Origin of the sequence: Rhizobium sp. BK650, from assembly GCF_014195325.1 — a bacterium.
Classification (GTDB): Bacteria; Pseudomonadota; Alphaproteobacteria; order Rhizobiales; family Rhizobiaceae; genus Rhizobium.
Window position 1 is genome coordinate 302,747 of record NZ_JACIBK010000002.1, and the last position, 24,337, is coordinate 327,083.

The following is a 24,337-nucleotide window of genomic DNA, read 5'->3' on the forward strand; positions in this document are numbered from 1 at the left end:
GAGGAGCATCGTGAAGAAGACTTACCATGGAAGCTGCCACTGCGGCGCCGTCGCCTATGAGGTTGGACTCGATCTTTCAGCCGGTACGTTCAAATGCAATTGCTCGATCTGCCGCAAGAAGCGGAACTGGCTGGCGGTCGTGCAGCCGGCCGATTTCCGGCTGGTATCAGGCAGAGGGCATTTGCGTGAATATCTCTTTGGCGCAGGCTCGATCCATCACCTCTTCTGCGAGACCTGCGGCATAGCGTCCTTCGCCCGTGGCGAAAACGAGGCGATCGGCCCCTTCATAACCGTCGCCGTCAATTGTCTCGACGATGCGAGTGCCGAAGAGCTTGTCGCAGCACCGATTTCTTATTTCGATGGTCTGCATGACCGCTACGACTCCGCGCCGGTCGAAACGCGACATCTCTAAGCGGATGGCCTTCAGCCGAGCAGGATATAGGGCACGTCCTTTTTCGCTATTTCGTCCAGCGCCTCGTCATAGCCGGCGTCGGCATAACGCATGACGCCGAGTGCCGTATCGTTGGTGAGCGCATGGTCGAGGCGCTCGTCCGCGGCTTCGGAGCCGTCGGCAACCACCGTGACGCCACAGCTCGTCATGTAACCGGCATAACCGCCGCCGCCTGAATGGACGACGACGAGATCGGCCATCGAGGAGCAAAGCATCATCGCGTCGATCAGCGGCCAGTCGGCGATGGCGTCCGATCCGTCCTTCATGCGCTCCGTCATGATGTTCGGATGCGCCATGGCGCCAGCATCGAGATGGTCGCGCGAAAAGGCGATTGGGCCTTTGAGCTCGCCATTGGCGACGAGTTCATTGACACGCCGCGCAAGTGCCGTGCGCTCGCCATGGCCGAGCCAGGCGATACGCGCCGGCAGGCCTTCGAAGGGAATATGCTCGCGCGCCAGCCGGATCCAGTTGGTGATGATCTTGTTGTCGGGAAACATCTCCAGGAGCAGATCGTCGACGCGGGCGATATCGCTCTCCTCGCCTGAGAGCGCCATCCAGCGGAACGGGCCGATGGCGCGGGCAAAGAGCGGGCGCAGATAGGCTTCGGTAAAGATCGGGATGTCGAAAGCATTGGCGACACCGCCCTCGCGGGCCTGCGTGCGGATGAGATTGCCGTTGTCGAAGACTTCAGCGCCACGTTTCTGGAATTCCAGCATCGCGGTGACGTGCTCGACGATCGAGGCACGGCTGGCAGTCATCAACTGGCCCTGGCCATCGTCGCGCAGCCCCTTCACCTGATCGATGCTCATGCCCTTCGGCACATAGCCATAGACGAGGTCATGCGCCGAGGTCTGGTCGGTGACGACATCGGGCACGATGCCGCGCCGGGCAATCTCCGGATAGACCTCCGCCGCATTGCCGACGAGGCCGACAGAAAGCGCTCGCTTTTCATTGACCGCGGCATCGATCATCGCAAGGGCGCTGTCGAGATCGGTCGCGATCTCCTGCAGGTAACCGATCTGCTGGCGCTTGCGGGCGCGTTCCGGATCGATGTCGACGCAGAGGATCGCAGCACCCGCCATGCGGCCCGCCAGCGGCTGCGCCCCACCCATGCCGCCAAGCCCCGCCGTCAGCACAAAACGGCCGGAGAGGTCGCCGCCGAAACGGCGCTCCGCAATGCGCATGAAGATTTCATAGGTGCCCTGGATGACGCCCTGGCTGCCGATATATTGCCAGGCGCCGGCTGTAAGCCCGCCCCAGCAGATCAGCCCCTTGCGCTGCAATTCATAAAAGACCTCGGCTTTCGCCCATTGCCCAACGATGTTGCAATTCGCCATGATGACGAGCGGTGCTTTGGAATGGGTCTTCACGAGGCCGATCGGTTTGCCGGATTGGATGAGCAGGGTCTGATCCTCATCCATTTCGGTGAGCGCCCTGACGATACCACGATGCGCCGGCCAGTTGCGCGCCGCCTTGCCGAGTGCGGCATAAACAACGAGATTATCAGGATCTTCCCCGACCGAAAGCACATTTTCCAGGAGCCGCAACAGTGCTTCCTGCCGCCAGCCCTTGGCGCGCAGCCCCGGCCCGCCGGGAATCGGAAATTTCGGATGGCGTGGATTGGCCTTCGGCATCTTGGGTTCCTCGTCTCTAGTCGTCGGCGCATTCAGCACCGGTGATTTCACTTGGCTTGCATCGGTTCCACAAAGGCAAGCGCCGCATCGATCAGGCGCCGCCTCATGGCATCGTCGCCATAAACATCGGCATTGGCCCGCACCCAGCCATGCATGATCCGCTCGCCCGACAGCATCTGGATTACACCCGGCTGCGCCAGCGCCCAGCCGTCATTGCCCTTGCCGAGACGCAGCAGCATGCCGTCATGGCGCGCGCAGCAGAGCAGGTTGCCGTTGAGCATGAAGGCCCAGCCGCCGAACATGGATTTTTCGCTCAGCCCCGGTCGGTCGCCGAGCTCTTCGCGCATCAGCTCTTCCAGACCGCGATCGCGTGCCATAATTCAGGCCCTCGTCTCCAGTGCATAGCGTGCTATCTCAACACCCATCGCCTTTTCGACGGGCGGATAGACGGTTGGATCGAGCACGCTGGCCGACAGCGGAATTATGTCCTTCGGCACGTGCAGGATAAAGACATGCATGCCGCTCTTGAGTTGCCCGACGGAGAGCGGCTCACCCTCCATGGAAAGCGTGGTGATGACGGCGGGGAAGGTTGCCACACGTGTGCCGCTGGCATCATCGACCGCCATATATTCGTTCATCACATGCAGAGTGATGGCCTTGTCGCCGGCGCCGACCGTGATCGTGCCGATGTCGAAGGCTTCCTTCGTATAGATCACATCCTTCTTGGTGATCGTGCCCTCGGCGAGGATATGGCCGCCCGTCGTCTTGCAGATCGCGTCGATGATTGCCGATCCGCCCTTCTTTTCCGCCTCCATGATCGATTCGCCGAGCTTCAGCGCCATTGAGATGCCGCCAAGCGCCGCATTCTTGCGGACATAGGAAGCGCGCAGGGGATTGCGGCAGCTGGCGATGAAGCCGCCGGACTGGTCGGCTGCCGCCCGCAGCACCGGCGATATCTTTGCCGTCGCGCCCTTCACGACCAGTTCGATGTAGCGGTTCTCGGCGCGATTGCCGCCGACAGCCGTCTGGATCATCTGCTCCGGCGAACCTGCCATGCCGATCGATCCCATGTCGCCGGTCGGATGGGCGCGGATATCGCCAACCGCATCCACGACCTTGGTGCCGAGAATGGCCGAAGGCAGCCAGCCGTTCAGTGTCGAGGATTTGCCGTTCTGGCCGATGATGAGACCGGAGAGTTTTTCGCCAAGCGCCTCCTGCAGAAGCTGCACGGCTTTCACGTAGTCGATGCCCTGCATTTCCCAAGGTGTGGTCGAGGCCGGTGCGCCGATAGCAGCGGCAGTCGCGATCCAGTCATTGTCACCGAGTTCCTCAATGGAGACGAGTTCAGGCTTGCCGACATTGACGGCCGCATAGCCCAGCATGCGGCCGTGATCGGCCCAGCCACCACCGCCGGCGGCGTAGACGGAACCGCCCTTGACGGCGGCTTCAACGTCCTTATCAACCAATATGCGTCCCATTATCCTTCTCCGTCGTAAGTGTCCTATCCATCTCGCGCACCGCCTCGAACAGTACGGCGGCGCCGAGCGTTATGTCGTCATTTTCAGCCCATTCATCCGGGGAGTGGCTGCGGCCTTCCCTGCAAGGCACGAAGATCATTGCGGCCGGCGCCACGCGGGCGATCCAGGCGGTATCGTGGCCCGCACCCGAGGCCATGAAGCGATGTTTGGCGCCGACAGTCTCGCAGGCCCGTTGCAGAGTCGAGAGTAGACCGTGGTCGCTTGGTGTCGGGAAATTGTCGGAGATACGGTACGGGGGCGTGATCGTCACGCCAAAGGCCAGAGCGAGCTTTTCCGTATGGCCGTCCAGCCAGCGGCAGAAGGCTTCCATGTCAGCACGGATTTCGGCGCGCCCGTCAATCAGCAACACGACACGCGACGGCACGACATTGGCGGCATTCGGCTCCATGCGGAATTCTCCGACGGTTGCCGCAAAATGGCCAGGCGTCTTGGCGAGCTCGCTTGCAGCATTGCGGATATCGAGCACCAGCTGCGAAGCAGCAACCAGCGCATCGGCGCGCGAATCCATCGGGGTCGTGCCGGCGTGATCGGCACGACCCTCGACGGTGATTTCAATGCGAGTGATGCCCGATATCGCCGTGACGATGCCGACATCCTTGTGCTCATTCTCAAGGACCGGGCCTTGTTCGATATGCAGTTCCAGAAAACCGGCAATATCGGGCTTATTCTCATGAACAAGCACCCCTGGCGATCCGCCGACCTCGGCAATCGCTTCGGCCAGGTTGCGGCCTTCGACTGTTCGGGAGAGCCATACTTGCGGCAGTTGCCCCGTCATGCCGCGGCTGCCGATGCAGGAGACGCCGAAAATGCTGACCTCTTCTGCCAGAAAATCGACGATCTCCAGATCGTGGTCGAGGTGAATTTCCTGTTCGCGCAAGGCCCGCGCGACTTCGAGTGCCGCGGCAACGCCAGCAATACCGTCGAAGCGCCCGCCATCGGGCACGGTGTCGGAATGCGAACCGAGCATGATGATACCGGAGCCCGGTTTTGCGCCTTCCCGCCGGCCGATCAGATTACCGGACGGGTCGATGCGAGTATCGAGGCCGATCGCACGCATACGCGCCTCGAGATAGGCGCGACCTTCGAGAAAAAGCGGCGAAAAAGCCCGCCGTGTCCACGGATGCCCCGGCTCGGTAATATTGGAGAGAGCTTCGATGTCAGCGGATATCCGGCCAGGATTGACGGGCAGGTTGCGGTTCATGCCAGCACCTGTCTGGCAAGCGGTCGCACGAAGCGGCCGGTGCCGGGTTCGGCCAGAACCTCCGACCTCTCGGTGATCTTCTCTCCGCGCAGCCATGCGGCTGAAACTGTCCACGGCAGGCGGATGCCGTTATAAGGGCTCCAGCCAACGACATTATTGCCGCTGGACGAGGCGTCGTAGACCATCTCCTTCGGCTCCAGCACCACGATATCGGCATCCTTGCCCGGTGTGAGCGCTCCCTTGATGTGGTCGAGGCGGAAATGCCTGGCCGGGTTTTCGGCCATCAGCTTCGCCGCCCAGGTCAGCGGTACGCCGCGTTCCAGCGCGCCTTTGACGAAAAGCGGCACCATTACTTCCAGACCCGGAACACCTGATGCATTCGCCAGCATGTCGGGATTGGTCTTGCGGTTTTCGGACCAGCTCACATGGTCGGTCGACACCAGCCAGACGTTACCTTCGGCAACCTTGCGCCAGAGCGTCTCGACTTCGGCGCGCGGCCGCACTGGCGGATTGATCTTCGCTTTGCCGCCGAGCCGCCTCACATCGTTTTCCTCGTCGAGCGTCAGGTAGTGAATGCAGCATTCCACCGTCGCCTCGAAACCGTCGCGGCGATAGGCCCGCGCGATGTCGTAACCGCGCCCGAGCGAGCAATGCACGACATGCGACGGACAGCCGGTATTTGCGCCGGTTTCGAAGATCGTGTGCATGGCAAGCAGTTCGGTTATCGGCGGGCGTGACAGGCCGTGCGCCCGCCAGTCGGTGATGCCGCTTGCCTTCACCTGTTCCATATAGGTGCGGACCGCCTCGTCATCCTCGTTGTGCACGCCGGCCGTCAGCCCGGTCGGCGCAATCGCCGCAAAACAGGCGTCGAGCAGGGCCGGTGGGATGCGCGGGAAGCGTTTGGGATCGGTGCCGAACGTGGAGAATTTGAAGGCGGCGACACCCGCTTCCACCATTTCCGCGATGCGTGTCGCGCCTTCCTCGGGATCGACCGTACCATAGAGCGCAAAATCGACGCGGGCCTGCGGGCCGGCATGATCGACCTTCTTCTTCACGGCTGCCGCCGAGCAGACGAGATTGCCTTCGTCATAGGGCATGTCGACGATGGTCGTGACACCACCGGCCGCAGCCGAGCGCGTTGACCAGATGAAGTCCTCCTGGTCCTTCTGCGAAAGCGAATGGACTTGCGCATCGATAGCGCCCGGTAGGATCAGCGCGTTGCCGAGCAGATGCCGCTCTCTGGCCGATGGCGGCACGCCAAGTCCGACTTCCGCGACCTTCCCATCATAAACGGCGACATACCCGCCTTCGACAATGCGCTCCGGCAGCACTACGGTGCCCTGCAGAACGAGATCGAAATCCATGCCGCGTCTCCTCGATAGGTCGAAATTCAGATAATGGCAGCTTCCCGTGTCAGCCGTTCCTCGATGCGCTCAAGCGAGCCGAGCGCAAAGAAATCGTCGAAGGAGGCGATCGGCGCCTGCTCGATCAGCTTGGAGAGGAAGTCATCTGAGCCGAGTTCCTCTTCGATCGCCTCGACTTCAGCAGATAGTGGCCGGTCGACCGTATAGAAGGCGGCATGTTTGCGCACGATTTCGTAGAGCATGCCGGCTACACCCTTCGGCGTGTCGCCGATAATATCAATCGCCTGCGCAGAAAGCAGGGCTTCGAGTGCGGCCAGGCGCTTCAGCGCTCGCATCTGCCGGTCGAAACGTTCGATGACGAGCGGCAGGAAGGCCGCCTCGTCCTCCAGGCCTGCTGCAACGACAAGCGACTGCGCCGAAACCGGGTTCGACATGGATAGAACACGTGAGAAGATTTCACCGGCGAGCTTGATGATGGGGCCGAAGCCTGTGGCGATGCGGCCCGGCGGCACGAGATTGACCGGCAGATCGCGGCGCTGACCGTTGCCGAGCAAGACGCAGCGGTTGAAGGCGTTGCGCGCCGCATGCGCCATGCAAAGCGCCGCTGATTCCAGCAGGATCGTTACATCGAGCGGCAGCGAGCCGCCCGAGGTCATTACCCGCCCCTCGACGACAACGGGATTGTCGTCTGAACGGCCCGTGGCAGCAAGGATCTTGTGACCGGTCGACAACAGGTTCTCGATAACGGCACCGAAGACCTGAGCGATCATGCGCAGGCTGAGCGCATCCTGCACATGGGTCGCGACAGGCCATTCCCAATCTTCCGATGCATTGCAAAGCCAGGAGCCGATCAGTGCCTCGCGCGCCGTACCGACATGGCGCACGGCCCGCCAGGGGTCGCGCGAAGCGCCGAGCGCACCTGACGCCATCATGCCGGTCGCGAGCAGCACGCGGATCGAGGCAGCCGCATTGCGTGTCGTCTCGGCGGCCGCGGCAAAGCTGACGGCATTGACGCTGAGCGAGGCGAGGCTGTCACGCGGCGCCATCTTCACCGGCTCCATGCCAGCCGCCTGGAATGCTTCAGCCGCCTGCATGCGCTCCCCGCGATAGATCGCTTCGCCGACACCGGTCAGCACCGCGCCGATCTGGCCCATGAGACCGATATCCGCACAGCCGATGGAGCCGGTGCGGCGTACGACCGGAATGAGATCGGCCGAGAGCATCCGCATATAGGCTTCGATCAGGTCTGGCGTACAGCCGACCTGGCCCGTCAGCGCCGTGTTAACGCGCATCGCCATGGCATTGCGTACGACATTGCAGGAAAAGGGCGTGCCAGTGCCGAAATGGTGGGCGCGCACGAGGCCGAGATTGAAGGTCTCGAGATCTTCGGGCGACCATTCGACATCCTTCATGGCGCCGACACCCGTGGTTGCGCCGTAAACCGGCATGCCGGATTCGATGGCATCCTCGACGATCGAACGCGCAATCTTTACGCGCTGCATACCGATCTCAGACGCCCAAAGCGCAACCTTGCCGGAACCGATCCTCACCATCTCGGCAAAGCTGAAGGGCTGGCCGCTCAGTTCGATTCCGGGGCGTTCATGCTTCATGTGCTCATCTCCATGGAGGTGAGACTAAGCGAGCCTCACGTCTGGCGGGATATCCCAAATGCCGAACACATCATGCTTTTGCTGGTTCCCGATCAGCTTATTGCCCAGGCAATATAGAGAAGCGTGAGCGCAATGATCCAGAGGGCGACTTTCGCGGAACGATTATGGCGCGCTTCCGCCTTGCCGATCGCCTCGGCGGTGTGATCATCGAAACGCAGCCCATGCTCGCTCATATGCAGAAGCTGATGGTGGAATTTCTCCGTCTGGGCGGCAATTTCAGGGGCGGCTTCGGCAAGCTTTACGGCCGCCTTCAGCCCGTCTTTGAGATCGGTGACGATACGCTTGGGGCCGAGATTGTTCTTGATCCAGTCGCCGACCACGGGCTCGGACGCCTTCCACATGTTGAAGCGAGGATTGAGCATGCGCGAAACGCCCTCGACGACGACCATCGTCTTCTGCAGCATCACGAGTTCCGGTCGCGTCTGCATGTCGAAGAGTTCCGTCACCTCGAAGAGCAGCGTTAAGAGCTTGCCCATGGAGATCGTCTCGGCCGGCTGACCGTGGATCGGCTCGCCGATCGCGCGGATCGCCTGGGCAAAGCTTTCGACATTGTGGTGGCCGGGCACATATCCTGCCTCGAAATGCACTTCCGCCACCCGGATATAGTCGCGTGTGATGAAGCCGTAGAGGATTTCGGCAAGGAAGCGGCGTTCCTTCTTGCCGAGACGTCCGACGATACCCATGTCGACGGCGACGATCATGCCGCCGGCATCGACGAAAAGGTTGCCCGGATGCATGTCGGCATGGAAAAAGCCGTCCCGCAGCGTGTGGCGCAGGAATGACTGGATCAGCGTATCGGCAAGCGTGTTCAGATCGTGGCCGGCGGCCTTGAGCCCCTCGACGTCGGACATCTTGATGCCGTCGATCCACTCCATTGTGATGACGTCGCGGCCGGTGCGCTCCCAGTCCACTTTCGGCACCCGAAAGCCGGGATCCTTATCGGTATTTTCGGCGATCTCCGAAAGGGCGGCGGCCTCAAGGCGCAGGTCCATCTCCACCTTGGTGGTCTGTTCCAGCGTCTTCGTCACCTCGACCGGTCGCAGGCGGCGGCTCGCCGGCATGAAGCGTTCCTGCATATGGGCGACGAGGTACATCGCCTCGATGTCATGGGCAAACCGTGCCCTGACACCCGGCCGCACGACCTTCACGGCGACCTTTTTTCGCCCTGCTGGTGTGTCGACCTCGGCCGGGTGCACCTGCGCGATGGAGGCGGCGGCAATCGGATCGCCGAAGCTCGCATAGAGCTCCGAGATTGGCCGTCCGAGCGAGCCCTCGATATTGGCCTTGGCGGCAGAAGCCGGGAAGAAGGCCATCCGGTCCTGAAGCTGCGACAGGTCGTCGGCAAACTCGACGCCGACGACATCAGGACGCGTCGCGAGAAACTGGCCGATCTTCACATAGGACGGCCCGAGCCGCTCGACGGCCTGCGCCAGCCGGTCGCTGCGCTTCTTTTGTTTGCTGCGTTTGCGTGCAAACAGGCCGACGAAGGATTTTGCGAGGCTGACGGATGGCGGCAATCCCTCTGAAGGAAGCGCCGAAATGACGCCTTCGCGCACCAGAATCCAGCCGACCCTTGCGAGCCTGAAATATGCCCCGAAAGCACTCATGCGGATCAGAGCTTCCAGCCGGAATGCAGCGCTGCGATACCGCCGGTATAATTGGTATAGGTCACGCGGGAAAAGCCGGCCGTGCTGATCATCGCCGCGAAATTCTCCTGGTTCGGGAACTTGCGGATCGATTCCACGAGATACTGATAGGGTTCTGCGTCACCGGTGATCGCCTTGCCGAATTTCGGAATGGCGTTGAAGGACCAGGCATCATAGACCTTGTCGAGAATCGGCAGGTCCACTTCCGAAAACTCCAGCACGAGCAGCCGTCCGCCGCGCTTCAGCACGCGATAGGCCTCCGAGAGCGCCACCTCGATCCGCGGCACGTTGCGGATGCCGAAGGCGATCGTATAGGCATCGAAACTGTTTGCCTCGAAGGGAAGCTCCTCGGCATTGGCCTCGACGAAGGTGAGATTGTCCGAGAGCTTCTTTTTTTTGGCCCGTTCGGCGCCGACGGTCAGCATCGAGCCGTTGATGTCGAGAACGGTTGCATGCGCCTGGCGGTTCGAGGCTTCGACGATGCGGAAGGCAATATCGCCGGTGCCGCCGGCAACGTCGAGAACCTTGTAGCCACGCTCCTTGCGAGGGTTGAGCGACACAATCATCGCGTCTTTCCACGCGCGGTGCATGCCCATGGACATGACGTCGTTCATGATGTCGTAGCGTTTGGCGACCTTGTGGAAGACCTCGTTGACGAGGCCTTGCTTTTCACCGGTCGGCACCTCGCGGAAGCCGTAGGACGTTTCCATGCCGCCATCGGCGGAGGTCCGGCTGTCTGACATCAAGCAACTCCGTTCACATCAAGAATTCGGCGCGGCGACCATAGCGAAAGCGAGGGCGCGGCGCTATCTCTGGGCCACGGTCCGCCCGCGGCACGTTGGCGCTATAGCGCACATCGCGGGCGGTTGATACACGTTAGACATAGATGAGTTAAGATGCCGGAATTGCCAGAAGTCGAAACGGTGAAGCGCGGCCTGGCGCCGGCCATGGAGGGTGCGCGCATCGAGAGGCTGGAATTGCGCCGCGGCGACCTGCGGTTTCCTTTCCCCCAGGATTTCCAAGCCCAGGTCTCTGGCCGCACGATCATCGGCCTCGGACGGCGCGCCAAGTATCTGCTGATCGATCTCGACAGTGGCAAGACGATCATTTCCCATCTTGGCATGTCCGGCTCTTTCAGGATCGAGCAAGGGCCGCTTTCCGCCACGCCCGGGGACTTTCACCATGAACGCTCCAAGGACGAGAAACACGATCATGCGATCTTCCATCTGCAAGGCGAGGGCGGCCCCCGCCGTGTCATCTATAATGACCCGCGCCGCTTCGGCTTCATGGATATCGCTGACCGCTCCGAGCTCGATGCTACCCCTTTCCTGTTCGCCCTGGGGCCGGAACCGACCGGCAACGAACTGTCTGCCACCTATTTGGCGGATCGGTTCGACGGCAAGGCCCAGCCGCTGAAGAGCGCGCTCCTGGATCAGAAAAACATCGCCGGGCTCGGCAATATATATGTCTGCGAGGCGCTGTGGCGGGCGCATCTCTTGCCGACACGCGCTGCCGGTACCCTGGTGACGAAGGCTGGAAAGCCGAAGGAACCGCTGAACAGGCTCGTCAGCTCGATCCGCGATGTCATCGCAGAAGCAATCGCCGCCGGCGGATCGTCGCTGCGCGACCATATCCAGACGGATGGCTCGCTCGGTTATTTCCAGCATTCCTTTTCCGTCTATGATCGCGAAGGTCTAACTTGCCGCACGCCGGGTTGTGGCGGTACGGTCTCGCGCATCGTGCAGGCTGGCCGTTCCACCTTCTTTTGCGCCACCTGCCAGAAATAGGAGAGCGCCATGGTCTACGAAACCTTGATCGTCGAAACCCGCGGCAACGTCGGCCTCATCACCCTGAACCGGCCGCAGGCGCTGAACGCGCTGAATTCAACTGTGCTCAAGGAATTGAAGCAGGCCTATGCAGCATTTCACGACGACGAGAGCGTCGGCGCGATCGTGCTGACTGGCTCTGAGCGCGCCTTTGCCGCCGGCGCCGACATTAAGGAAATGCAGCCGCTCGAATTTGCCGAAGTCTATAAGAGCGATTTCATCAGCGGCTGGGACGAGATCGCCAAGGCTCGCAAGCCGATCATCGCTGCCGTCGGTGGTTTTGCGCTCGGTGGCGGATGCGAACTCGCTATGCTCTGCGATTTTATCATTGCCTCTGAAACCGCAAAGTTCGGCCAGCCGGAAATCACCCTCGGCGTTATCCCCGGCATTGGCGGCTCACAGCGCCTGACGCGCGCAGTCGGCAAGGCCAAGGCGATGGATCTCATTCTGACCGGTCGAATGATGGATGCGGCGGAAGCCGAGCGTGCCGGACTCGTTTCGCGGGTGGTGGCGCCTGGACGGCTTCTGGATGAGGCGCTGGAGGCGGCAGCTAGGATCGCGTCGCTGTCACGCCCCTCGGTGCTGATGGCTAAGGAGGCGGTCAGCCGAGCCTTTGAGACGACGCTGGAGGAGGGTTTGCGTTTCGAGCGCCGTCTCTTCCAGAGCCTGTTTGCGACCGAGGACCAGAAAGAAGGCATGGCCGCCTTCATCGAGAAGCGCAAGCCGGCCTTCAAGAACAGGTGAGCGGACGGCGTCGTGAAAGGGGCTTTTCCTTGAAAATGCGCGTTGACGTGGATGCGCTTTAGCGTTATATGCCCGCCCACGGTTCGGAAAGCCCATCAGCTTTTCCGCTAATGCTCCCGTATTGCTGAATTGAGTGGCCGCAGGGCCGGCGCGGCAATGGTGGAGTTTGTTCGAATTCTTGAGAGAGGCATCCATGGCCAATACAACTTCGGCGAAAAAGGCGACCCGCAAGATCGCTCGCCGTACCGCAGTAAACAAGGCTCGCCGTTCGCGCGTTCGCACTTACGTTCGCCAGGTCGAAGAGGCGCTTGCCGCCGGTGATGCCGTCAAGGCAAAGGAAGCCTTCAGCGCCGCTGAGCCGGAGCTGGCGCGCGCCGCAAGCAAGGGCGTCATGCACGCCAACACGGCATCCCGCAAGGTCTCGCGCCTTGCTGCTCGTGTGAAGGCTCTTTCGGCTTCCGCGAACGCTTAAATATCTCATTAACGAACTGCTCGTTATGATTAGCCCGGTAATTTTACCGGGCTTTTTCGATTCCGGCGGCCGCCGCAGATATAGTTAATTCGGCGACGATTTCGTGTCAGGGGCATGACAGGAAAAATCATTTTAAAACAATAACTTACGCAAGGATCTTTTTAAAGGTTGCGACTCTGGTCACGCAACCCGCGGCATCAAATGAGTCAAGAAGATTTTTTCTTTTTTCTTTTTATGCGTGTCCAAAATAGCCCAGTTGGGGAATCTCCTTGATTCAAAAGCGATTCTTTTTTGACGCTGGTGTGACGCCCTAAAAGCCTTGCCCGAGTCAATGGCCGCTTCTTAATTTTGCGTAAAATTCATCGTTGATCTTGCCATTTGATCCTGCCTAAATGGCCTCCAGCAAAGGGCGCGGACATCATCTGCAGAAGTCAGTCCAAACTGCCATGTCGGCAGGATGGTGGCGCTGTGTCACTTGCGACGGAGCGCATAGCTTCCGTTTTCTCAAAGCACTCGACGGCATTGTACCGTGACGTGGCTGTCACGGAACGGGGACGTTTTGTGCCAAGGCCACACGTTTTACGCGAGGCCGGGAGAAGGGCAGGGGAAAGTAATAGTGCGTTCGGGCTGGCGGGCGAAAAACGAGGATCGGCCGCTGGTCTGACTGAGGGAATTGGGACGGTTGCCGCATGAGCGCGGCCACCGGAGGGTTTTTGTGTCGATCCCGAAAGGGACAGTGTTTGAGTGAACCGGCAGGCGGGCGGCTCATGAGGGTGTCGTCGGTTTTGTCAAAGCGGGGAATGATCGGGCGGCTGTCAATGAATGACCGCCCGAGGAAATGAAAGGCGGCATTATGCAGATGAATTCGATGACGACGGGTGCGCTGGATAACGGGGAAGCTGCACCGCAGTCCTTCGGTTCCATTCACCTGAGCGCGGCGGAAGAAAAGAGCGAGATGAAGCATGGCGTTCTCTTCGACCGCGTCAGCGCGCGTCTGAAGGCACAAGTCGGTCCTGATGTCTATGCAAGCTGGTTTGCGCGGCTCAAGCTTCATTCGGTTTCCAAGAGTGTCGTTCGTCTCACCGTCCCCACGACCTTCCTGAAGTCGTGGATCAACAACCGCTATCTCGATCTCATTGTCGGTCTGTTCCAGGCCGAGGATTCCGAAATTTTGAAGGTCGAGATCCTTGTGCGCACGGCAACGCGCAGCGGCGTGAAGGCGCTGGATGAGGCGGCTTCGATAGAGCCGGCTGCCCAGCCGACCGTGCTTCGCCGTCCGGCGTCAGCCCAGCCGGCGGGGCAGATCGTTCAGCAGGCGGTATCGGCGGTCGTTGCGGCCCGTCCGGCGAGCGTAGGTTCGCCGCTCTTCGGCTCTCCGCTGGATTCCCGTTTTACCTTCGACACTTTCGTTGAAGGCAGTTCCAACCGCGTGGCGCTCGCCGCCGCAAAGACCATTGCGGAAGCGGGTCAGGGTGCTGTGCGCTTTAATCCGCTGTTTGTTCATGCGACTGTCGGCCTGGGCAAGACCCATCTGTTGCAGGCGATCGCCAATGCCGCGGTGCAGAACCCCCGCGGCTTACGCGTCGTCTATCTGACGGCCGAATACTTCATGTGGCGTTTCGCGACTGCGATCCGCGACAATGACGCGCTGACGCTGAAGGACTCGCTGCGCAACATCGATCTTCTGATCATTGACGACATGCAGTTCCTACAAGGCAAGATGATCCAGCATGAGTTCTGCCATCTGCTGAACATGCTGCTCGACAGCGCCAAGCAGGTCGTCGTCGCGGCGGACCGGGCGCCGTGGGAGCTGGAATCGCTTGATCCGCGTGTCCGTTCGCGTTTGCAGGGCGGTGTGGCGATCGAGCTTGATGCTCCGGACTACGAGATGCGCCTCGAAATCCTGAAGCGCCGCCTGACGGCTGCACGTCTTGAAGATCCGTCGCTGGAAATCCCGGCCGAGCTGCTGCAGCATGTCGCTCGCAACATCACCGCGAGCGGCCGTGAACTCGAAGGCGCCTTCAACCAGTTGATCTTCCGCCGCTCCTTCGAGCCGAACCTGTCGATCGAGCGCGTGGATGAGCTTCTGGCCCATCTCGTCGGTTCCGGCGAGCCGCGTCGCGTGCGCATCGAGGACATCCAGCGTATCGTCGCGCGTCACTACAACGTCTCGCGCCAGGAGCTGGTCTCGAACCGCCGTACACGCGTCATCGTCAAGCCGCGTCAGATCGCCATGTATCTGTCGAAGACATTGACGCCACGCTCCTTTCCGGAGATCGGCCGCCGCTTCGGCGGACGCGACCATACGACGGTTCTGCACGCCGTGCGAAAGATCGAGGAACTGATTGCGGAAGACACGAAACTTTCGCATGAAATCGAGCTTCTGAAGCGCCTCATCAACGAATAGGCTGGGATTGCCACCGATCCGGCAGCCGGGATCGCTCCCGGCTGTTTTCTTTTATAAGCCTTTTATTCTATACAGCCTCCACATGAACAAACCGTGCCGGCGAAGACGTCGGCGCTCGGGAGGAGACATCAATGAGTTTTGAAAGGATTGCCGTGATCGGCCTGGGCAAGGTCGGGCGGCTCGCGGCGACGCTTTTGCACGAGGGCGGCTTCGAAGTTATCGGAGTCGACGCGCAACTGCCCATGGGCGAGCTGCCCTTCAAATGCCGGAGCGGCGATATCACTGACGCCTCTGTCATCGGCGAATTGCTATCGAGCGTCGAGGCTGTCCTGTCTTGCCTTCCGTACCATTTGAATATCGAACTGGCGCGGGCCGCCCATCTCGCGGGGATCCACTACTTCGATCTGACCGAAGATGTGCCGACCACAAATTTCATCATCGAGCTTTCCAAGACAGCACGCGGCCTGATGGCGCCGCAATGCGGTCTGGCGCCGGGCTTCGTTGGTATTGTCGGCGCAAGTCTTGCCGATGGCTTCGATCGCTGCCGCTCGATCCGCATGCGCGTCGGCGCTTTGCCGCAGAACCCGACCGGACTCCTGGGTTATGCCTTCAACTGGTCGCCGGAGGGCGTGGTTAATGAATATCTGAACGACTGCGAGGTCATCGAGGGCGGCGTTCGCAAGCTCGTCTCGCCGATGGAATGGCACGAGACGATCTATGTTGACGGCGTCAAGCTGGAAGCCTTCACGACCTCCGGCGGCCTCGGCACCATGTGCGACACTATGCTCGGCAAGGTGGATAACCTTGACTATAAGACAATGCGTTATCCCGGCCACATGGAGCTGATGAATTTCTTTTTTCATGAACTCCTCATGCGCGAAAGGAGACGGCTGGCTGGCGAAATCCTGACCAATGCCAAGCCGCCTGTCGATGACGATGTCGTCTACGTGCATGTCGCAGCCGAAGGCACTGTCAATGACGTGCTCCGCCGCAAGGAATTCGTACGCGCCTATTATCCGATCGAGATTGCCGGCGCCCGCCGCACGGCCATTGCCTGGACCACTTCCGCGTCCGTCGTTGCCGTGATCGAGATGGTCCGAGACGGCTTGTTGCCGGCCAGCGGCTTCCTGCATCAGGAGCATATTCCGCTGGAGATGTTCCTGAAGACGCCGACGGGCAGCCTGTTCAAGGCGGGTGCTGCCGACAGGGGTTAGGCCTTCGCTTCCGAAAGCAGCCAACGCCGGAACGCTGCGACCGCGGGTCGTTCCACTGCTGTGCCCGGATAAACGAGATGATAGGCAAGCTTGCTTGCAAGTCCCAGCGGAAACGGTGCGACGAGCCGGCCTTCGGCAAGCTCCTTCTCGATAAAGGAGCGGCGCATAAGGGCCACGCCGAACCCTGACTTCATTGCTTCGAAGGCGCCGCTGCCGTCGCTGAAAATTGGACCGCGGGAGGCATCCACCTTGGTGGCGCCTGCCGCGGCGAGCCACAGTTGCCAGTCACGGCGGTAGACGTCATGGATGAGTTGATATTCTGCGAGCTCATCGGGCGAAGGATTGGCACCAAGGGCTGCCGCTATCGCCGGCGTGCAGACGGGCATCAGTTCGTCATCCACCAGCCGTTCGCTGATCAGCCCTTCGTAGCCGCCAAGCCCGTGGCGAATGGCGAGATCGATGCCATCACGTTCGAAATCGAACATGCGATGGGAGGCACTGATACGCACATCGATATCCGGATGCATATCCTCGAAGCGCTGAAGCCGCGGCAGCAGCCAGTGTGTCGCAAACCCGGCCGTGCAGGTAAGTGTCAGGGCATTGCCGCGCCGCCGTGCGGTAAGCGATGCCGTCGCCTCGCGCACGAGCTGGAAGGCGGTGCGCAGTGTGACGAAATAATCTCGGCCCTCCGCCGTCAACAGAATCTGCCTCGGGCGCCGTTCGAACAGCGAGACGCCGAGCGAAGCCTCGAGGTCACGGATCTGCAGGCTGACGGCGCCGGGCGTGACATGCAGCTCATGTGCCGCCTGCGTCATGCTGAGATGGCGCGCCGCCGCCTCGAAGGCGCGCAGAGCCGACAGCGAAGGCAGCGGATCGGTCATGATTTAACTCAACTCAATCATGTGAGGAGAAATGCTCGTTTGTTAACGACGGAGAATACTAGTAAAAACGTGGGCAGTTGGCAAATCCGGACGGATGAGCTGAGAAGGATACGTTAGCGGAACTCAATAAGGGGATAGGCATGGCCACGCAGAAATCCATGGGAGGCGCAGAATGGACTATGCTGATCGTGCTTTCGCTTCTCTGGGGTGGCTCCTTCTTCTTCAACGGCATTCTCGTAAAGGCGCTGCCGCCTTTCACCATTGTGACCGGGCGTGTATTGCTCGCTGCCATTGCGCTCAATCTGATCGTGCGCGCCATGGGCCAGACCATGCCGCGAGACCGGCAGAGCTGGGTCGCTTTCTTCGGCATGGGTTTCTTGAACAATATGATCCCCTTTTGCTTGATCGTCTGGGGGCAGACACATATTGCAAGCGGCCTCGCCTCGATCCTCAATGCGACGACGCCTCTTTTCGCCGTGGTCGTTGCCCACGTGCTGACAGCGGATGAGAAGCTTACGGCAAACCGGTTCTTCGGCGTAATCGTCGGCTTTGCAGGCGTGGCCTACATGATCGGCATCGATGCTTTGAAGGATCTCGGCTCGAACGTGCTTGCCCAAGTCGCGGTCCTCGCCGCAGCCTTCTCCTATTCGCTCGCCGGCATCTGGGGCCGGCGCTTCCGTCGCATGGGCCTTGCACCGCTCATCCCTGCGGCAGGGCAGGTGACTGCATCGACAGTTCTGATGCTGCCGGTCGCCCTGATCGTCGATAAGCCGTGGACGCTTGCCATGCCCTCAGCCGAAATCTGGCTGGCGCTATCAGGCCTTGCGGTCCTCTCGACCGCCGTGGCCTACGTGCTCTTCTTCCGCATACTGGCAACGGCAGGCGCCACCAATCTGATGCTGGTGACTTTCCTGATCCCCGTCAGTGCAATCCTGCTTGGCGCACTCGCACTCGGCGAGCAACTGCAGCTCAAACATCTGATCGGCATGGCGCTAATCGCGATAGGCCTTGCAGCGATCGACGGAAGGCTCGTCAATTTCGGGAGGAGGCGGGCTGCTTGAAAGGCTCAGCACGCCAAATCTGCGACGACGGAATCCAGAATCAGCATACCGGCCGGCGTACAGCGCAGGCGAGAATTGCCGATCCGTTCGATGAAGCCGTGTTCCAGTAAAAACTGTTCGCGTTTCGGATCGGGATCGCGGCCGGAAAGCTGCTGCCAGCGAGCAAGATCGACACCTTCCTTCAGCCGCAGACCCATCAGCAGCAGTTCGTCGGACTGCTCCTCGAACCCAAGCCGCTCTTGGTCGATGATGCCGTGCCCGTTGCGCTCGACGAGATCCAGCCACGCTTCCGGATTGCGCTCTGTTGCCGTGGCAATCTTCTCAGCCCCGCGTGTCAGGCGGCCATGCGCACCAGGTCCGATACCGGCATAATCGCCGTACCGCCAGTATGTGAGATTATGGCGGCTCTCAGCGTCCGGCCGAGCGTGGTTGGACACCTCATAGGCCGGCAGCCCTTCGCGTTCGGTGATTTCCTGCGTGGCCTCGTAGAGTGCGGCGGACTGGTCACCATCGGGTACAATTAGCTTTCCGGCCTTATGCAGGCCGTAGAACGGCGTGCCTTCTTCGATCGTGAGCTGATAGAGCGAGAGATGATCGACTGCATAGGAGATCGCTTGCCTGAGCTCGTGTTCCCATTCCTCGACCGTCTGGCTTGGCCGCGCATAAATCAGGTCGAAGGACATGCGCGGGAAGATGTCGCGCGCCAGCTTAATCGCCTTGAGCGCATCGGCGACGTCATGCAGCCGCCCGAGGAATTTCAGATCGCGATCATTCAGGGCCTGTACACCGAGCGAAACACGGTTGACGCCGGCGGCACGATAACCGCGGAAACGCTCCGCCTCCACGCTGGAAGGATTGGCCTCCATCGTGATCTCGATACCGTCAGGCACATGCCAGCGCCGCGAAATGCCATCAAGGATCGCATCGACCGTTTCCGGCTTCATCAGCGACGGCGTGCCGCCGCCGAGAAAGATGCTGGTCACCGTCTTCGGCCCGCTCATCAGGCGGGCATTTGTGATCTCCTTCAGGAAAGCGGCGACATAGCGCTCCTGATCGACCGCCTGATGGCGGACATGGCTGTTGAAATCGCAGTAAGGGCACTTCGCTGCGCAGAAAGGCCAATGCACATAGATCCCGAAACCGGGCTCGCCGGTATCTGGCAGAAGCTTGGCATCGCGTGTTAGCGCAGGCTGTTCGATCATGTTCAAAGCGTAGCCTTATGCTTCCAGGCAGGTTTCGACAAAGGGCTTGAAGGCACGCGCGCGATGCGACAAAGGCTGCGGCTTTCCAATGCTCCAACCGTGCTTTTCTTCTGCGCTCATCTCGCCGAAGGTCACTGTATAGCCTTCCGGCTGGAAGAGGGGGTCATAGCCGAAGCCCTGCATCCCGCGCGGCGGCCAGACGACCGTCCCTTCCACTTGACCGCGGAAAAGTTCGGTATGACCATCCGGCCAGGCGAGGCAAAGCACGCTGACGAAGCGGGCGGTGCGCTGCTCAGGCTTCGTTGCGCCGGCCTTTTCCAGTGCCTTCTCGACCTTTTCCATGGCCATGTTGAAATCGCGGGTGCCGTTGCCTGTTTCAGCCCAGTCGGCGGTGTAGACGCCCGGATCACCGCGGAGTGCATCCACGACGAGGCCAGAATCGTCTGACAGTGCCGGCAGACCCGAGGCCCGAGCTGAGGCGAGCGCTTTAATCGTGGCATTTTCCTCGAAGGTAGTCCCGGTTTCCTTGGGCTCGATGAAATTGAGCTCTGCCGCCGATTTGGCGGTAAAGCCGAGTGGCCCGATCAGATCCTGGATCTCGCGAATCTTGCCCTGATTATGGCTGGCGACGACAATGGTCTTGGTTTCGAGCTTACGCATAAATATCCTTATCCCATGCCCCAGATTTTTGCCTCCGCGCATTCCAGGCTGTTGCCATCGGGATCGCGGAAATAAATGGACCGGCCGCCCTGCGGCCAGTGAACTTCAGATTCGATGGCGACACCTGCAGACTTCAGCTTTGCAGCCATCGTGTCGAGATTGTCTCCCGATACGCGAAAGCAGGCATGCCCCTTTCCGGTGGTGCCATGCGGCGGAACCTGCAGACTATCAGGTGCCGGCGGCTTCATCGTTTCCTCCGGGTTGAAGATCAGGAGCACGCCCGGTCCGCAGCGGAAGAACACATGACGGTTGCCCAAACGCGCAATCTTCTCGAGGCCAAGCACATTTCCGTAAAAGGCTTCGGCCGCATCGAGATCGGTCGCGTAAAGCGCGGTTTCAAGAATGCCTTCTATGGGTTGCGCCATTGCTGCCTCTTGTCCGGCCTTGCCCCCGAAGCAGGGACAAGGAAATTCACTGGCGAGATCCCGAATAGAAGCCTCAGGCGATCGCCTGCTTCTGCAAGTCGACGAGTTCGGCAATGCCTGACTTGGCAAGGCCCATGAGCGAGGAGAATTCCTCCTCGCTGAAAGGCGTGCCTTCTGCCGTGCCCTGGATTTCCACAATGCCGCCGGCACCCGTCATGACAAAATTGGCGTCGGTCTCTGCCGAGGAATCTTCGAGATAGTCGAGGTCGATGACGGGCTGGTTGGCGAAGATGCCGCAGGAGATTGCTGCGACATGATCCTTCAGCACGCGATCGGCTTTGATCATGTTGCGCGTTTCCATCCAGCGCAAGCAGTCGTAAAGTGCGATCCAGCCGCCGGTGATCGAGGCCGTGCGCGTACCGCCATCGGCCTGAATAACGTCGCAGTCGAGTGTGATCTGGCGTTCGCCGAGCGCGGTCAAGTCGATCACGGCGCGCAGCGAGCGGCCGATCAGGCGCTGGATTTCCTGCGTGCGGCCACCCTGCTTGCCGGCGGCAGCTTCACGCTTCATGCGTTCGCCGGTTGCGCGCGGCAGCATGCCATATTCGGCGGTGACCCAGCCCTTGCCGGTATTGCGCAGCCATGGCGGCGTCTTGTCTTCCAGGCTTGCCGTGCAGAGCACGTGTGTATCGCCGAACTTTACCAGGCAGGAGCCTTCCGCATGCTTGGAAAAATTGCGCTCGAAGGAGACCTTGCGCATCTGGTCGGTTTTTCTGCCTGAAGGCCGCATTCTCTTCTCCTGAAACATAATGCCGAAGGCGTAGGCGGCTCTCGGGCAATGTCACGCGTGCATTGTATCGTCGCCCGCTTCTACGATTGGCCGCGTGCATTTGCAAATTCCCTTTTGCCACGGGGACGAGTTTGGCTATATTTTCGGAGACATCATTCAGTATGGGTACGAAAAGTTCATGAGCTACAGGTCGACATCGGTTTCGGATGCCGTGGCTGCGCTGGATGAACGATCGAAGGAAATCTTCCGGCGTATCGTCGAAGGCTACCTGGAGCATGGTGAGCCGCTCGGCTCCCGGAATCTGTCGCGCCTTCTGCCCATGTCGCTGTCACCTGCCTCCGTGCGCAACGTCATGAGCGATCTGGAAGAGCTCGGGCTCATCTATTCACCGCATGTCAGCGCCGGCCGCCTGCCGACCCAGGTGGGTTTGCGTTTCTTCGTCGACGCCTTCATGCAGGTCGGCGATCTCTCGGCTGACGAGCGTGCCAGCATCGACCGCCAAGTGCGAGCCGAAAGCCGCGACAATCCGGTGGAATCGATGATGAACGAGGCTAGCCGCATGCTGTCGGGCATTTCGCGCGGCGCCGGCCTCGTCATCACCTCCAAGAGCGATCCGGTGTTGAAACACGTCGAGTTCATCCGCCTGGAGCCGACCAAGGCGCTGGCTGTGCTGGTGGGCGATCACGATCAGATTGAGAACCGGATTATCGAACTGCCTGCAGGTGTTACCTCTTCGCAACTAACCGAAGCCGCCAATTTCCTCAATGCGCACATGACCGGCCAGACGCTGCCGGAATTGCGGCTGCAATTGAGCCGGTTGAAGGATGAAGTTCGCCACGAGCTCGATGCGCTGTCGCGGGATCTCGTAGAACGCGGTGTTGCCGTCTGGGCTGGCAATTCGGACGAGACCAAACCGGCACAGCTCATCATCCGCGGTCGCGCAAATCTGTTGGAAGGTGTAGGCGGTGTGGAAGATCTCGACCGGTTGCGCCTGCTTTTCGATGACCTCGAGAAAAAGGACAGCTTGATCGAGCTCTTGAATCTCGCCGAAAGCGGACCTGGCGTGCGTATCTTCATCGGTTCGGAGAACAAGCTCTTTTCGCTTTCGGGTTCCTCCTTGATTGTTGCTCCTTATCGCGATGACGACGACCGCATCGTCGGCGCTGTCGGCGTAATCGGTCCCACGCGGCTCAATTACTCGCGCATCGTGCCTATGGTGGACTATACCGCCCAGCTCGTGTCGCGTCTTTCGCGTGGTTCCCTCTGACCCCTCACGCGAAACCGGCGGAATTTCAGCTTCTTCGTAACGCAGACTTGATTTTTTCCGGCCAAACATCGATATCGGGCGCATCTGAGAATATACGAACCGGAGATCGTCATGACTGATGAAACGACGCAAAACGGACCGGACGCAGCTGCAGCGGAAGCCGCAGCCGAGGCTGCCGCAAACGTCGAGAATGAAGCCGTGAAGGAAGCAGATGCAGGCGAACCGGATGCGCTTGAGCTTCTGAAGGCCGAAAATGCCGAACTGCGCGACCGCTATCTGCGTCTCGCTGCCGAAATGGATAATCTGCGTCGCCGCACCGAGCGTGAGGTCAAGGACGCCAAATCCTATTCGGTTGCAGGATTCGCCCGCGATATGCTGGCAGTCTCGGACAACCTGCGCCGCGCGCTCGACGCGATTTCGCCCGAAGCCAAGGCTGCTGCCGACGCCGGCTTGACGACGCTGATCGAAGGTGTCGAGATGACCGAGCGTTCCATGCTCTCGGCTCTGGAGCGCCACGGCGTTCGCAAGCTGGAGCCGGTCGGACAGAAGTTCGACCCGAATTTCCATCAGGCGATGTTCGAGGTGCCGAATACGGAAGTGCCGAACAATACGGTCGTGCAGGTCGTGCAGGCCGGTTTCTCCATCGGCGAACGCGTGCTGCGCCCGGCCATGGTAGGCGTTGCCAAGGGCGGTCCGAAGCTCGTGGAGGCCGAGGCCAACTCGGTGCTCGACGAGAAGGACGCCTGATCCAATAAGAATACCCGGTAATTAAGAAAGGCCGCGCGAGCGGCCTTTCTTATTCCTGTCTGATCTTGGCAGATCATATCCGCGCGAAGCGCTCGATCAGCAGGTCGAAAAAGCCGTCGGCATCCACATGGCGCATGACCTTCGCATTGCGCTTGCGGTCCGTCACATGCCACCAATCGACGACGGTCATGCCGACGGTCAGTTCCGATTTCACTTCGATCTCGACATTGCAGTCGCGGCCTTTGAAGAGTTCGGGTTTCAGCAGATAGGCGACCGTCGTCGGATCGTGCAGTGGACCACCGTCCGAGCCGTATTTTTCAATGTCGAAGCGCTCGAAGAATTCCAGCATCTCCACCATCGCCTTGGCCGGCGGGGTGCCGATTTCCGCCATGCGTTTTACGCGCTCCTTGCGGGTCAGAAGCTGGTGCGTGACATCAAGCGGCATCATGACGACAGGCACGCCGGAGCGGAACACGATATCGGCGGCTTCCGGATCGACATAGATGTTGAATTCGGCAGCCGGCGTGATGTTGCCGCCTTCAAAGAAACCGCCGCCCATCATGACGAGTTCGCGGATTCGCGGCACGATGTCGGGCGCCTTCTGGAAGGCCAGGCCGATATTGGTCAGGGGCCCGAGTGTGCAGAGCGTGATTGTGCCTTCCGGCTCGCGCCGCAGCGTTTCGATGATGAAGTCGACAGAATGCTGCGGCTGCAGCGGCATCGTCGGCTCAGGAAGGGTGGGGCCATCGAGACCTGTCTTGCCATGCACGTGCTCGGCGGTGACCAGCTTGCGGGCAATCGGCCGGTCCGCACCGGCAAAGACCTTGATGTCGGTCCGCTCGCAAAGCTCGCAGACGATGCGCGCGTTGCGGCTCGTTAAAGACAGCGGCACGTTACCGGCGACGGTAGTGATGCCCAGGACATCGAGTTCTTCCGGGCTGCCGAAGGCCAGCATGATCGCGGCGGCATCGTCCTGGCCGGGGTCGGTGTCGATAATGATCTTTCTCGGTTCTGCCATCCGGGTAGTTCCATCCTCTGGTGCGCGTCGCTATAGCATGCACCTTCTCATTGTCTTCACGCTCCCGTCGCAAATCAGCACATTGCGCTCGGGCATGTTTTGATGCGAGGCGTTGCGCC

General features: G+C 60.5%; 23 protein-coding genes. 9 read left to right on the forward strand and 14 right to left on the reverse strand.

Features of this window, described 5'->3' with window-relative positions; translation table 11 throughout:
• Nucleotides 1-10 precede the first annotated feature (10 nt).
• Nucleotides 11-412, forward strand: a complete 402-nt coding sequence (locus FHX15_RS05795; protein WP_184394536.1) for a GFA family protein — start codon at nt 11-13, stop codon at nt 410-412.
• Nucleotides 413-423: 11 nt separating this feature from the next.
• Here the strand turns inward: FHX15_RS05795 and FHX15_RS05800 are convergent, their stop codons facing one another.
• The 8 genes from FHX15_RS05800 to ubiE all read right to left on the reverse strand — a co-directional run bounded on the left by FHX15_RS05800 (nt 424) and on the right by ubiE (nt 10,247).
• Nucleotides 424-2,085, reverse strand: a complete 1,662-nt coding sequence (locus tag FHX15_RS05800) for a urocanate hydratase (protein WP_184394537.1) — start codon at nt 2,083-2,085, stop codon at nt 424-426.
• 47 nt (nt 2,086-2,132) lie between these two features.
• Complete coding sequence (locus FHX15_RS05805) at nt 2,133-2,462, reverse strand: TfoX/Sxy family protein (RefSeq protein WP_184394538.1); 330 nt, start codon at nt 2,460-2,462, stop codon at nt 2,133-2,135.
• Nucleotides 2,463-2,465: 3 nt separating this feature from the next.
• Nucleotides 2,466-3,563, reverse strand: a complete 1,098-nt coding sequence (locus tag FHX15_RS05810; RefSeq protein WP_184394539.1) for a DUF917 domain-containing protein — start codon at nt 3,561-3,563, stop codon at nt 2,466-2,468.
• Nucleotides 3,544-4,824 (reverse strand): Zn-dependent hydrolase, encoded by a 1,281-nt coding sequence (locus FHX15_RS05815; RefSeq protein ID WP_184394540.1) that lies wholly within the window; start codon nt 4,822-4,824, stop codon nt 3,544-3,546. Before FHX15_RS05815 ends, FHX15_RS05810 begins: the two co-directional genes overlap by 20 nt.
• Nucleotides 4,821-6,188 (reverse strand): dihydroorotase family protein, encoded by a 1,368-nt coding sequence (locus tag FHX15_RS05820; protein WP_184394541.1) that lies wholly within the window; start codon nt 6,186-6,188, stop codon nt 4,821-4,823. The genes FHX15_RS05815 and FHX15_RS05820 overlap by 4 nt, the downstream gene beginning before the upstream one ends.
• 26 nt (nt 6,189-6,214) lie before the next feature.
• On the reverse strand, nt 6,215-7,798 hold the full coding sequence (locus tag FHX15_RS05825) for an aromatic amino acid lyase (RefSeq protein WP_184394542.1): 1,584 nt from the start codon (nt 7,796-7,798) through the stop codon (nt 6,215-6,217).
• Between the two features lie 92 nt (nt 7,799-7,890).
• On the reverse strand, nt 7,891-9,465 hold the full coding sequence (gene ubiB / locus FHX15_RS05830) for a 2-polyprenylphenol 6-hydroxylase (protein ID WP_184394543.1): 1,575 nt from the start codon (nt 9,463-9,465) through the stop codon (nt 7,891-7,893).
• 5 nt (nt 9,466-9,470) lie between these two features.
• Complete coding sequence (gene ubiE / locus FHX15_RS05835; RefSeq protein ID WP_184394545.1) at nt 9,471-10,247, reverse strand: bifunctional demethylmenaquinone methyltransferase/2-methoxy-6-polyprenyl-1,4-benzoquinol methylase UbiE; 777 nt, start codon at nt 10,245-10,247, stop codon at nt 9,471-9,473.
• Nucleotides 10,248-10,400: 153 nt separating this feature from the next.
• Between ubiE and mutM the strand changes: the two genes are divergently transcribed.
• The 5 genes from mutM (at nt 10,401) to FHX15_RS05860 (ending at nt 16,167) form a co-directional block, all read left to right on the forward strand.
• On the forward strand, nt 10,401-11,291 hold the full coding sequence (mutM, locus tag FHX15_RS05840; RefSeq protein WP_184394546.1) for a bifunctional DNA-formamidopyrimidine glycosylase/DNA-(apurinic or apyrimidinic site) lyase: 891 nt from the start codon (nt 10,401-10,403) through the stop codon (nt 11,289-11,291).
• Nucleotides 11,292-11,300: 9 nt separating this feature from the next.
• Nucleotides 11,301-12,074 (forward strand): enoyl-CoA hydratase, encoded by a 774-nt coding sequence (locus tag FHX15_RS05845; protein WP_184394547.1) that lies wholly within the window; start codon nt 11,301-11,303, stop codon nt 12,072-12,074.
• A gap of 193 nt (nt 12,075-12,267) precedes the next feature.
• Nucleotides 12,268-12,546, forward strand: a complete 279-nt coding sequence (rpsT, locus tag FHX15_RS05850) for a 30S ribosomal protein S20 (protein ID WP_184394548.1) — start codon at nt 12,268-12,270, stop codon at nt 12,544-12,546.
• Between the two features lie 853 nt (nt 12,547-13,399).
• Nucleotides 13,400-14,953, forward strand: coding sequence for a chromosomal replication initiator protein DnaA (gene dnaA / locus FHX15_RS05855; protein WP_184394549.1), 1,554 nt, complete (start codon nt 13,400-13,402; stop codon nt 14,951-14,953).
• Nucleotides 14,954-15,084: 131 nt separating this feature from the next.
• Nucleotides 15,085-16,167, forward strand: a complete 1,083-nt coding sequence (locus tag FHX15_RS05860; RefSeq protein ID WP_184394550.1) for a saccharopine dehydrogenase C-terminal domain-containing protein — start codon at nt 15,085-15,087, stop codon at nt 16,165-16,167.
• Here the strand turns inward: FHX15_RS05860 and gcvA are convergent.
• A complete protein-coding gene (gene gcvA, locus FHX15_RS05865) occupies nt 16,164-17,048 on the reverse strand; it encodes a transcriptional regulator GcvA (RefSeq protein WP_184394551.1) in 885 nt (294 codons plus the stop codon). The genes FHX15_RS05860 and gcvA overlap by 4 nt on opposite strands.
• A 140-nt stretch (nt 17,049-17,188) precedes the next feature.
• Here gcvA and FHX15_RS05870 point away from each other — a divergent pair, with 140 nt between their 5' ends.
• Nucleotides 17,189-18,109: a DMT family transporter gene (locus tag FHX15_RS05870; RefSeq protein WP_184394552.1), complete on the forward strand. Its 921-nt coding sequence runs from the start codon at nt 17,189-17,191 to the stop codon at nt 18,107-18,109.
• 5 nt (nt 18,110-18,114) lie between these two features.
• On the opposite strand, the gene hemW is transcribed toward FHX15_RS05870, so the two are convergent.
• The 4 genes from hemW to rph all read right to left on the reverse strand — a co-directional run bounded on the left by hemW (nt 18,115) and on the right by rph (nt 21,186).
• Nucleotides 18,115-19,311 carry a radical SAM family heme chaperone HemW gene (gene hemW / locus FHX15_RS05875; RefSeq protein WP_184394554.1) on the reverse strand — a complete coding sequence of 399 codons (1,197 nt, stop codon included), beginning with the start codon at nt 19,309-19,311 and terminating at the stop codon, nt 18,115-18,117.
• Between the two features lie 15 nt (nt 19,312-19,326).
• Complete coding sequence (gene rdgB, locus FHX15_RS05880; protein ID WP_184394556.1) at nt 19,327-19,971, reverse strand: RdgB/HAM1 family non-canonical purine NTP pyrophosphatase; 645 nt, start codon at nt 19,969-19,971, stop codon at nt 19,327-19,329.
• Between the two features lie 8 nt (nt 19,972-19,979).
• Entirely contained in the window at nt 19,980-20,396 is a 417-nt protein-coding gene (locus tag FHX15_RS05885) for a VOC family protein (protein ID WP_184394558.1), read from the reverse strand.
• Between the two features lie 73 nt (nt 20,397-20,469).
• Nucleotides 20,470-21,186, reverse strand: coding sequence for a ribonuclease PH (gene rph / locus FHX15_RS05890; RefSeq protein ID WP_184394560.1), 717 nt, complete (start codon nt 21,184-21,186; stop codon nt 20,470-20,472).
• A 178-nt stretch (nt 21,187-21,364) separates the two neighbouring features.
• Between rph and hrcA the strand changes: the two genes are divergently transcribed.
• Entirely contained in the window at nt 21,365-22,453 is a 1,089-nt protein-coding gene (gene hrcA / locus FHX15_RS05895) for a heat-inducible transcriptional repressor HrcA (protein ID WP_184394562.1), read from the forward strand.
• A 111-nt stretch (nt 22,454-22,564) separates the two neighbouring features.
• A complete protein-coding gene (gene grpE / locus FHX15_RS05900; protein WP_184394564.1) occupies nt 22,565-23,200 on the forward strand; it encodes a nucleotide exchange factor GrpE in 636 nt (211 codons plus the stop codon).
• Between the two features lie 73 nt (nt 23,201-23,273).
• Here the strand turns inward: grpE and FHX15_RS05905 are convergent, their stop codons facing one another.
• Entirely contained in the window at nt 23,274-24,218 is a 945-nt protein-coding gene (locus FHX15_RS05905; RefSeq protein ID WP_184394565.1) for a nucleoside hydrolase, read from the reverse strand.
• Nucleotides 24,219-24,337: the final 119 nt, after the last annotated feature.